We start from the raw sequence: 10,827 nt of genomic DNA on the forward strand, positions 1-10,827 counted from the left end.
TGGCAAATGTGATGGCTTCATCACGTGCTCATAGTATCTATTGCTATGTACTACAAACGGATACAATTAAAAAATCTGATACAACAAAAGCTCCAAAACTTACTAAAGGTAAAAAATCTAAGGCAACTTCGGGCACAAAAAATGCAGTTGCTAAAAATGACACCACTAAAAAGGCGAAAAATGGTGGCTTGCAATCGCAGGTAACATCGCATGCAGAAGATTCAGTAATTACAGATAAGGTTCACGATATAACCTACTTATATGGCAGGGCACGCGTAACTTATGAAGATTTTGAGCTGGATGCAGATTACATAAGAGTTGATCAAAAAAATAATTTGCTATTTGCCAAAGGGAGCATCGATCCGATAACCAAACGATATATCGGAAGGCCTATCTCCAAGCAAAAGAATGATAAACCCGTTGAGTCAGATTCATTATTGTTTAATTATAAAACAAAAAAAGGAAGGGTTTTTAACCCCGCATCAGAACAGGATGGAAATTTTCTATCAGGCGGGGAGATCAAAAAACTAAATGAAACAGAAGTCGCTTATCGCAATACTACCTTTAGTACATGTGATTTGCCGCAACCAGATACCCATTTTGGGATAGTAATAACAAAAGGCATCGGCGAAAAAAACCGGATCATATCAGGACCGGCATACCTCGAAATTGAGGGGATCCCGCTTCCGCTGGCTATACCTTTTGGTTTTTTCCCAAAACCTGATACACGTGCATCAGGCGTTATAATTCCCACTTTCGGCGAAGACCAGAAACTTGGCTTTTACCTGAGGAACTTTGGTTACTATATTGGGATTAGTGATTACCTGGATTTAACCAATACCGGAACTGTTTATTCAAAAGGATCATATGAATTAAATACTACGGCACATTATTTAAAGAGATATAAATATGGTGGTACAGTATCATTAAGTTACGGATCACATAATTATGGATTGGAAGGCGATCCGGCACAAAAAGATTTTAATATAACCTGGTCGCACAGTCAGGATCCGAACGCGCATCCGGGAAGCACTTTCAGCGCTTCGGTAAATGCAGGTACCTCAACCTATTATCGTAATGACCCTGCGCAAAATAATTATAACCTTAATTCGCTTACGCAAAATAATTTGCGTTCATCCATAAACTATAGTAAAACATGGGAGGGAACGCCATTTAACTTAAGTGTAGGCTTATCTCACAGCCAGGACCTTACCAATAAAACCATCACATTGCAATTGCCCACGTTAAGCTTTACAATGGCATCCATTAGTCCTTTTGATTCAAAAGACAGGGTTGGAGATCCAAAATGGTATCAAAAAATAACGGTAAGCTATAGCTTACAAGCTACCAACGAGGTGGATAATGTACCCGAAGCAGAATTGTTTAAAAGCAGCGTTTTATCAAAAAAATTACAAACCCGCGCTGTACACCAAATTCCGGTTGGCTTAAGTTTAAACGTGTTGAAATATTTCCAGTTTAGCAGTTCGGTTAACTATACTGAACACTGGTATTTACAAACAATAAGAGAAAGGTTTATACGGGGAGGAGTTAATACAGACGGCACGGCCATTGATCCAACTCAACCTGTTCGTGATACAATAAGTGGGTTTAAAAGAGCTGGTTCTTATAATTTAAGCACAGGTATATCAACAAAAATTTACAGTACAATAAACTTTAAGAAAGGTAATATAATTGCTATCCGGCATGTAATGACCCCGACTATAAGCTTCAATTATAATCCTGATTTTTCTGATCCAAGCTATGGATATTATCAAACAATAGTAAGTAATGCTGCTGTTCCTTTTCCTACCAAAAGCACTACTTATTCCATTTTTCCGGATAATTTTCCTTCCGCAGGAAAACAAGCAGGCATAAGCTTTAACCTTGATAATACAATCCAAATGAAGTTGAAACCTAAAACTACCGATACCTCGGGAAAGGCCCGGAAAGTAAATATACTTGATGGATTTTCAATTTCAACTTTTTACAATTTTGCGCAGGATTCACTCAGACTTTCACCCATTTCGTTCTCGGCACATACAGCTATATTAAATCAAAAGGTTAATCTTAGCTTATATGGTTCCCTTAATCCTTATGAAACATTAGTGCTTGATACTATTTCAAATGGCGCAATTCAACGGTACGTCCGGCCAATAAACCGCTATACCTTCCAGGATGGAAGGTTTCCGCAGCTGACCACTATCAGTTTTTCAATGAGCGGTAGTTTAAATTCAACGTCATTTCAACCGCATGCACCTGTATTGCCCACTAATACATTGCAAACTATTAATCCGCAGCAAGCCCAAAAATTGGCGTTTATAAATAGCGATCCCAGTGCTTATGTAGATTTTAATGTACCATGGAACTTATCATTCAATTATAATTTTAGCTATAATAACAATATAATCAATACAAATACAACCAATACAATTATGTTGAGCGGGGATGTTAACTTAACATCAAAGTGGAAGGTTCAATATAATACGAACTATGATATACGGGCACACAAACTGGCTGTAAGCTCATTTTCAATTTACAGGGACCTTCATTGCTGGGACCTCAATGTGCAATGGGTCCCGTTTGGGATCTATAAATCATACAACGTTACTTTAAAAGTAAAAGCAGCCATTTTACAGGATTTAAAACTTAGTAAAAGAAGCGATTACACAAGCAGCTCATATTTTAACGGGAACTAATAATGCTTGCAGAAATAATAACAATAGGAGACGAAATACTTATAGGACAAATTGTTGATACAAACTCGGCGTGGATGGCCGGGCAGCTTAATGATATTGGGATCCGTATCAAACAGATCTCTTCTATATCTGATGACAGGGAGCACATCTTAACTGCAATTTCAGAAGCGGCTGGCCGGGTTGATATTATTTTGATAACCGGAGGACTTGGGCCCACAAAAGATGATATCACCAAAAAAACGCTTGCGGAATACTTTAACGTTAAGCTTGTTGAGAATAAGGAAGCTTTGGATAATGTGCTAAACATTTTTTCGCGCTATAACAGGCCAATGCTGGAAGTAAACAAACTGCAGGCACAAGTACCGGAAAACTGCGAGGTTATACTGAATAAAAACGGAACCGCACCAGGAATGTGGTTTAATGTGAAAGGTAAAATTTACATTTCGATGCCGGGTGTACCGCACGAAATGATGTACATGATGGAAGACGGGGTGATCCCAAAACTAAAATCATCATTAAAGCTCCCCATAATTATTCATAAAACTATTTTAACAATAGGCGAAGGTGAATCATACCTGGCAGAACGAATAGCTGACATAGAAGACTCATTACCATCGTTCATCAAACTGGCATATTTGCCAAAACTAGGCCAGGTAAGGTTAAGGCTTAGTGCATACGGTGAGGATGAAGCTCTGTTAAGGAATAAAGTAAATGAATTTTCAACAAAAATAGTTGAACGTATTGGCAATGTAGTGGCTGCTGAAGAAGATATAACTATAGAAAAGGTCATACTAAATTATATGGCTGAAAATAATCTTACGCTATCAGTTGCCGAAAGCTGTACCGGCGGGTATATCTCGCATTTAATTACCCAGCATGCAGGTTCATCAAAAGTGTTTTTTGGCGGAGCAATTTCTTATTCGTACGAATTAAAGGAAAGCATTTTAGGTGTAAAAAAAGAAACATTAGCAAAATTTGGGGCGGTAAGCGAAGAAACCGCTACCGAAATGGTTAAAGGTGCTTTGCATAACTTTAAGTCGGATTATGCCCTGGCTGTTACTGGCATTGCCGGTCCGGATGGAGGTACTGTTGATAAACCTGTTGGCACTGTGTGGATTGCCGTAGCATCAGCCAACAAAACCGTTGTAAAGAAATTAACATTTGGGAATAAGCGCAGGCAAAACATTGAAAGGAGTGCAGTTTCAGCCTTAAATATGTTGAATACTTTACTTCACAATTCTGGAAAATAACAATAAAATCCGCTAATTTTGGCCTTTAATCTATATACTGTCTATGGCTAAATATAAGCTGTTGCTGCCGAAAATGGGCGAAAGTGTTGAAGAGGCAACTATAATCAAATGGACTAAAAACCCCGGTGATTATATAGAAGCCGATGAAACAGTGATGGAAATTGCCACCGATAAAGTCGATTCAGATGTTCCATCGCCTGTTTCAGGCAAACTGGTTGAACAGCTCTATAAGGATAATGATGTTGTTAAGGTTGGTGCAGTTATTGCGATAATTGAAACTAACGAACCAGAGGAGATTAAGGAGGAGCCTATTGCGGCTACTCCCCATCAAGTTCCGGTACAGCCTGTTGTAACCCAACCAATACCTCAGCCAGTTGAAGAGGCTAAACCTCCGGTTCAGGCACCTCCGCCGGCTCCTGTGTTTAGCTCACCATCTCCCCAGCCTGAAATAAAACAAGCTGAAGAACCAAAGCAGCAGGTATTTACTGAGCCCCAAAAAGACTATGCTGAGCCTGTTCCGTTCATTGAACAATTACAGCAAAAGGCAGAAAATAAAGCTGATGAGACCGCTAAAAACGGACTTCGTTTTTATTCTCCTTTGGTAAAAAATATTGCCGCACAAGAAGGCATTGGAAATGCTGAGCTTGATCAAATCCCGGGTACAGGTGCGGAAGGCCGCTTAACAAAAGATGACCTGTTATTATATGTTCAGCAAAAAACGCTGCGAGTACAGACATCACAAAAAAACGCTGAAGCTGTCGCTCCAGAAGCTGCAAATATTCCTGCTGTGCCTATTGAGGAAGCCGCAAGGCCCGAATTTGTTACAGAGGCTCCTAAACCAGCGCCTTTTGTACAAGCACCCAGCCCTGAGCCTGTTGCAGCACCTGCATCCCAACCGCTAATACAAGAGCCTGCTGAGAATAAAATGCCCAAAGGCGTATCTATGTCAAACGGTGACGAGATAATTGAAATGGACAGGATGCGTCGCTTAATTGCTGATCATATGGTGATGAGCAAGCATACTTCGCCGCATGTAACTTCGTTTGTTGAAGCGGATGTAACTAACCTTGTTTTATGGCGCGAAAGAATAAAAGCGAGCTTTGAAAAACGTGAAGGGGAGAAGATAACATTTACACCAATATTTATTGAAGCTGTAGTAAGGGCTATAAAAGATCTGCCGATGATAAACATCCAGGTAAATGGCACACAGATCATAAAGAAAAAGGATATCAACATTAGTATGGCAACATCTTTGCCAAGCGGAAACCTTATAGTTCCGGTTATTAAAAAAGCTGATGAGTTAAACCTGATAGGCCTTACCAAAGCCGTGAATGACCTGGCAAGCCGCGCCCGCAATAACAAACTTAAACCGGATGATGTGCAGGGCGGTACGTTTACTATAACAAACGTTGGCTCATTTGGTAATGTAATGGGCACACCTATAATAAACCAACCACAGGTAGCCATATTAGCTGTTGGAGCAATTAAGAAAAAACCTGCGGTAATTGAAACATTAGAAGGGGATATGATCGGTATTCGCCATATGATGTTCTTATCACTGTCGTATGACCACCGTGTTGTTGATGGCGCTTTGGGCGGATCGTTTGTAAGACGTGTAGCCGATTACCTTGAAAATTGGGAAACTGACAGGGATATCTAATCCTGGCTGCCTGAAAGAGGAGGCTTTGTTGCAAAATAGTAAAATCCCGCTTAATTGTTAAGTGGGATTTTTTATGCCCGATATTTTTCTCTCATATACTACCTTATGTCACCCAAAACGATCTTGTACCAACTTGTTTCAACATGCATAAGCTGTGAATTGCTTGCGTTCCTGCCATTCCTGAAATTTGGATAATCAAATGTATAAATGTTAACAAGCTATTATTAAGATGGAAGAAGTAAAAAGGAAAAATTTATTAACATGGATCTTACTAACCGGATTGCTTACCGGAACAATTGATGCGCTGCTGGCTATAATTATAAGTTACAAGATTCCGGCAGCTACAATATTTAAATTTATAGCGAGCGGTGTATTTGGCATGGCTGCTTTTGGCCCTAATGCAGAAATGATATATTACGGTATACTTTTTCATTATTGTATTGCTTTTGCCTGGGCAACTACCTTTTTCCTACTTTATGATAAACTTTTGAGCATACTAAAAATAAGATCGGTATTAATATTGGTTACCGGTTTAATTATCTGGGTAATAATGAACCTGGTTGTAGTACCCTTGAGCCATACTCCGCCACAGCCATTTCACATTATCCGTGTTATTGAAGGTTTTGCTGCTTTATTATTAGCTTTCGGAGTGCCGGTTACAGTAATTGCTGATAAATTTTACAGCACCACCTCTGCAAGTCTACATGAGTAACAAACTACTGATCATCAACTAAAAAGGCTCCGTTAGGAGCCATTTTAAAAACTATAAAACCTACAATAAAAAATTCTTACAAAGCCACAGCTGCTTCTTTAACCGCTTTGGCTAAATTAACGCCTGCAAGCTGGTCGGCAAAGGCTATAAATGCCTTGTTGTTGGCTATAATCTGCTGGTTATCAACCAGGTTTTGAAGATTGATCTTCCCTATAACAAACTTATAGCTGCCGGAATAATAGCGCTCATGGATATGTGAAAAATCTAAAGCTTCAACCAAGCTTTCATCCTCATACCGCAGATATATGTTCATCTCAATATTATTGGTAAAGTTGAGCCCTTTGCGCTCTTTTGCCTTTTTATACTCGTATTGATAATCATACCTCAATGCCGCAATATCCGATAATACTGCCGATCCTGTAGGGTGCCCGCCAGCGCCTTTACCAAAAAAGAATTGCTGATCGGCAAAAGCTGCCTGTACAATTACGCCATTATACTCGTATTCCACATTGTACAAAAACTCTTTATCGTTAACAAACTTTGGTAGCACAAATAAGGCCACATGCTGGTCGTCAAGCTCTTTTGCTACGGGAACCAGCTTTATTTTAAGGTTCTTTTCGCGCGCGTATTGCATGTCATGTGCCGAAAGATTCTGGATGCCCAGGTTAAATACCTCTTCAGGCTTTACAATTACGCCATAGGCGTGTGCAGCAGCAATAACCAGTTTGTATTTGGCATCAAAACCGCCAACATCACTGGTAGGGTCTGTTTCTGCAAAACCAAGGTCCTGCGCTTGTTTTAGCGCAGTATCATAGTCTAAACCTTCATTAAAACCTTTTGATAATATGTAATTTGATGATCCATTAAAGATGCCGCTTACTGAATGCAGCAGCTCATTATCGTAATATTCTTCCAGGTTACGGATAATAGGGATACTGCCACAAACTGCACCTTCATACAATAGGGATGTACCGTATGTATGTTGTAATTCTATCAGCTCTTCCAAATGAAGGGCAATCATTTTTTTACTGGCAGATACAACATTTTTACCTGAGCTTAATGCCCTCGAAACAATCTCGAATGCGGCTTCCGTGTCATTTATCAACTCGACAATGGTGTTTATCTCTGGGTTATTAAGCAGTTCATCTCTTTCGGTTGTAAATAAATGCGAAGGTAGTGAACGTTGTTTATGTGCATCTTTTATGGCTATTTTTACAATCTCCAGGTTTAAGTGTTTTGTTTTGATGATATCGTATAAACCCTGGCCAACCACGCCAAAGCCAAATAATCCTATGTTTAGTTTCTTACTCATTACGCTGTGCGTTGCAATTCAATAATTTTTCCTTTTACATCTGTTTTAAAAAACGATGTAATTATGTTTGTTAATGCTCCTGTTTCTATTAAAAATCCGTCGTGCCCGTAAAATGAATCCAATTCGGCAAATGCTGATTTTGGGATGTGCCTGAACAGGTATTGCTGTTCCTCTATCGGAAATAAAACATCCGATTTTATGCCGATAACTAATGTGCGCGCTTTGATCAGGCTCAATGCTTTTTCAACGCCATGCCTGTTACGCCCCACATTGTGCGAATCCATTGTTTTTGAAAGGTACCAGTAGCTATAGGCATTGTAGCGATTCACCAGCTTTTCGCCCTGGTAATTCTGATATGATGCCGCTTTGTAGTCATTGGTAATGCTATCTTCTTCTTCCTGCTGGGTAATTGAATACGTTTTATAGTTGCGATAGGAGAGTAGGGCAATACTTCTTGCGGCCTTCAATCCTTTTTGCCCGCCATCAGGCGAGTTTGAATAAAAAGTGCGGTCAGCACTTATAGCCAATCGCTGCGACTCATTAAATGCAATTCCCCATGGCGAATGCTTTGCATTGGATGCAATAAGGATAAGGTTTTTTATGCGTTCCGGTTCAATAATTGCCCATTCAGCAGCTTGCTGGCCACCCAGCGATCCTCCAATAAGGATCTCTATATTTTTTACCCCCAGGTGCTCAGCTAACAGGTTATGTGCTTTAACAATATCACGGACCGTAAACTCCGGAAACGCTAAATAATAAGGCTGACCTGTTACCGGATTTACGCTTAATGGATTACTGGTACCATAAGGCGAACCCAGGATATTTGCGCATACAACAAAATGCTCATCAGGATTAAAATAATTATCATTTCCAAATAAGCCTTTCCACCAATCAAAAACGTCGGAATTTGCAGTAAGAGCATGGCATACCCACACCACATTATCCACGTTTTTATTAAGCGTTCCATAGGTGTGAAAACCTATTTCAAGTTCTTTTAGCTGCTTGCCCGATTCAAGTTCAAAGGGCTTATTGTATTTAAATGTCTCTGCGTTCATTTTATAAGTCTGAAGTCTTGAGTCTGAAGTCTTGAGTCGATTATTTTATTTTCGACTAAAGACTCCGGACTTACAACTTTCTGTTAAACAAGTTCTTCAGCCAATGCACTTAACTTAGCAAAGGCCTGTTCAAAATCTGCTTTTATATCGTCAATATGTTCTAATCCTACTGCTACCCGTAATGAATTTGGTAATACCCCGGCAGCTAATTGTTCTTCATCAGATAGCTGTTGATGGGTTGTTGCAGATGGTTGTATGATCAGGGTTTTGGCATCACCGACATTTGCCAGGTGGCTCACTAACTGTAAGCTATCAATTACCCTGCTTGCATTTTGTTTTCCGCCTTTAACATCAAAGGTTAATACTGCGCCAAAGCCATTTTTTAAATACTTTTTAGCCAATTCATGGTGTGGAGATGAAGGCAGGCCTGGGTAATTAACTTTTTCAACCTGCGGATGCTGCTCCAGCCATTTAGCCAGTTCAAGCGTATTATCAACATGGCGCTGAACGCGCAGAGAAAGTGTCTCCAATCCTTGTATGTTTAACCATGAATTAAATGGCGATTGTGAAGGGCCAAAATCGCGCAAGCCTTCAACACGGGCGCGAATAATGAATTGAATGTTACCAAACTGGCCGCCAATGCCAAATACATCAGCAAAAACCAAACCATGATAACCTTCGGATGGCTCAGTAAACTGAGGAAATTTGCCATTACCCCAATTATAATTACCACCATCAACTATAACACCGCCAATGCTGGTGCCATGCCCGCCGATCCATTTTGTTGTTGATTCAACCACAATATTTGCCCCATGCTCCAACGGGCGGAATAGATAGCCGCCGGCACCAAAAGTATTATCAACTATCAAAGGCAGGTCGTGCTTGCGTGCAAGTGCCGACACTTTGTCAAAATCAGCAATATTAAAGCCAGGATTACCAATAGTTTCAAGGAAAATAGCTTTTGTTTTATCATCAATTAATAATTCCAGGTTTTCGGCGGTATCATCTTTTGCAAAACGGGCATCAATACCTAAACGCTTAAAGGATACCTTAAACTGGTTATGAGTTCCACCGTAAAGAAAAGGGGAGGTTACAAAATTATCACCAACCTGCAATATGTTATTTAAAGCGATAAACTGTGATGCCTGGCCTGATGCTGTTGCCAAAGCAGCAACACCGCCCTCAAGAGCCGCTATGCGCTTCTCAAAAACATCAGTAGTGGGGTTCATTAAACGGGTATAAATATTACCAAATTCTTTCAAAGCGAACAGGTTTGCACCGTGTTCGGCACTTTTAAATACATATGATGTAGTTTGGTAAAGCGGCACAGCGCGCGAACCTGTTGTTTGATCAACCTCCTGGCCTGCGTGTAGTTGCAAAGTTTCAAATTTTAAATTGGCAGATGACATGTTTTTAAGATTTAAATTTTTATGAAATTTGTTGATTATTTGTTCACACGGGATACAGATCGCCTTTGTGACTCACGTACATTTTCAGGGAAAAGAAAAATAAAACGTGTTAGGGCTTAGCAGCAGCAACAAATACACATATAGCCTTTTGACGGACTATAAACATATAACATTGCTGTAGTTTTGGGAGCCTTAAAAATGTTTTGGAAAATGGAGAAAATCAAATTTTTCATGGTTATTAATTTATATTTCCCGGGATATTTACCGGGGCAGGAATTGGCACCTTCTTCAATTTTGAAGGGTTGCCAGCGGGTTACTGAGCCTGATCTCTCGCCGCTTCTTTATAAATCAAAACCCTTTGCGGAGGTAATGATCATGGTATTGCTACCAAATATTGTTGCAAATATAAAGGGATATTTGTGAGTTTTCCAAATTTAATTTTCTTTAGTTGAGCTGAAAGCTAAAAGCAGAAAGATGAAAGCCCTTAACAGGGCTACCTAATTTAACGTGAGTTCGACATAAGAAACGGTCACCTCACCCCAAACCCTTCTCAACCGCGTGCAGCCGTAGCTTTAGATGAGGCGAAGCGCAAGTTTGTGTATCCACGCCGGCAAAGCGTTCCATTTTTACAAGCTGACCTTCCCTAAAATAAGTTGACAGTTTTTAAATACAATTATAGAAGGTTTATGTTAAAGAAAACGTTGTTGTTTCTTTGTCGTGTTGGAATGTGGGA

General features: G+C 39.8%; 7 protein-coding genes and 1 riboswitch. Of the genes, 4 read left to right on the plus strand and 3 right to left on the minus strand.

The features are described from left to right. Window positions 1–11: 11 nt before the first annotated feature. The 4 genes from JWQ54_RS21750 (at window position 12) to JWQ54_RS21765 (ending at window position 6,318) form a co-directional block, all read left to right on the plus strand. Window positions 12–2,696 (plus strand): putative LPS assembly protein LptD, encoded by a 2,685-nt coding sequence (locus JWQ54_RS21750; RefSeq protein WP_299589293.1) that lies wholly within the window; start codon window positions 12–14, stop codon window positions 2,694–2,696. A gap of 2 nt (window positions 2,697–2,698) precedes the next feature. Next, window positions 2,699–3,946 carry a competence/damage-inducible protein A gene (locus JWQ54_RS21755; protein WP_299589295.1) on the plus strand — a complete coding sequence of 416 codons (1,248 nt, stop codon included), beginning with the start codon at window positions 2,699–2,701 and terminating at the stop codon, window positions 3,944–3,946. Between the two features lie 43 nt (window positions 3,947–3,989). Beyond that, window positions 3,990–5,606 (plus strand): dihydrolipoamide acetyltransferase family protein, encoded by a 1,617-nt coding sequence (locus tag JWQ54_RS21760; protein ID WP_299589297.1) that lies wholly within the window; start codon window positions 3,990–3,992, stop codon window positions 5,604–5,606. A 229-nt stretch (window positions 5,607–5,835) separates the two neighbouring features. Next, window positions 5,836–6,318 (plus strand): hypothetical protein, encoded by a 483-nt coding sequence (locus tag JWQ54_RS21765; RefSeq protein WP_299589299.1) that lies wholly within the window; start codon window positions 5,836–5,838, stop codon window positions 6,316–6,318. A 76-nt stretch (window positions 6,319–6,394) separates the two neighbouring features. On the opposite strand, the gene JWQ54_RS21770 is transcribed toward JWQ54_RS21765, so the two are convergent. The 3 genes from JWQ54_RS21770 to JWQ54_RS21780 all read right to left on the minus strand — a co-directional run bounded on the left by JWQ54_RS21770 (window position 6,395) and on the right by JWQ54_RS21780 (window position 10,094). Further along, window positions 6,395–7,630, minus strand: coding sequence for a homoserine dehydrogenase (locus JWQ54_RS21770; protein WP_299589301.1), 1,236 nt, complete (start codon window positions 7,628–7,630; stop codon window positions 6,395–6,397). Next, window positions 7,630–8,685 carry a homoserine O-acetyltransferase gene (metX, locus tag JWQ54_RS21775; protein ID WP_299589303.1) on the minus strand — a complete coding sequence of 352 codons (1,056 nt, stop codon included), beginning with the start codon at window positions 8,683–8,685 and terminating at the stop codon, window positions 7,630–7,632. Before metX ends, JWQ54_RS21770 begins: the two co-directional genes overlap by 1 nt. Before the next feature lie 83 nt (window positions 8,686–8,768). Next, window positions 8,769–10,094 carry an O-acetylhomoserine aminocarboxypropyltransferase/cysteine synthase family protein gene (locus JWQ54_RS21780; RefSeq protein WP_299589305.1) on the minus strand — a complete coding sequence of 442 codons (1,326 nt, stop codon included), beginning with the start codon at window positions 10,092–10,094 and terminating at the stop codon, window positions 8,769–8,771. A gap of 240 nt (window positions 10,095–10,334) precedes the next feature. Next, window positions 10,335–10,444, minus strand: a riboswitch (SAM riboswitch). Window positions 10,445–10,827 lie beyond the last annotated feature (383 nt).

The organism is Mucilaginibacter sp. (assembly GCF_028288225.1).
GTDB lineage: Bacteria > Bacteroidota > Bacteroidia > Sphingobacteriales > Sphingobacteriaceae > Mucilaginibacter.

Coding starts and splice junctions, on each gene's coding strand:
- JWQ54_RS21750 (WP_299589293.1), top strand. CDS start 12: ATGGCTTCATCACGTGCTCATAGTATCTATTGCTATGTACTACAAACG.
- JWQ54_RS21755 (WP_299589295.1), top strand. CDS start 2,699: ATGCTTGCAGAAATAATAACAATAGGAGACGAAATACTTATAGGACAA.
- JWQ54_RS21760 (WP_299589297.1), top strand. CDS start 3,990: ATGGCTAAATATAAGCTGTTGCTGCCGAAAATGGGCGAAAGTGTTGAA.
- JWQ54_RS21765 (WP_299589299.1), top strand. CDS start 5,836: ATGGAAGAAGTAAAAAGGAAAAATTTATTAACATGGATCTTACTAACC.
- JWQ54_RS21770 (WP_299589301.1), bottom strand. CDS start 7,630: ATGAGTAAGAAACTAAACATAGGATTATTTGGCTTTGGCGTGGTTGGC.
- metX (WP_299589303.1), bottom strand. CDS start 8,685: ATGAACGCAGAGACATTTAAATACAATAAGCCCTTTGAACTTGAATCG.
- JWQ54_RS21780 (WP_299589305.1), bottom strand. CDS start 10,094: ATGTCATCTGCCAATTTAAAATTTGAAACTTTGCAACTACACGCAGGC.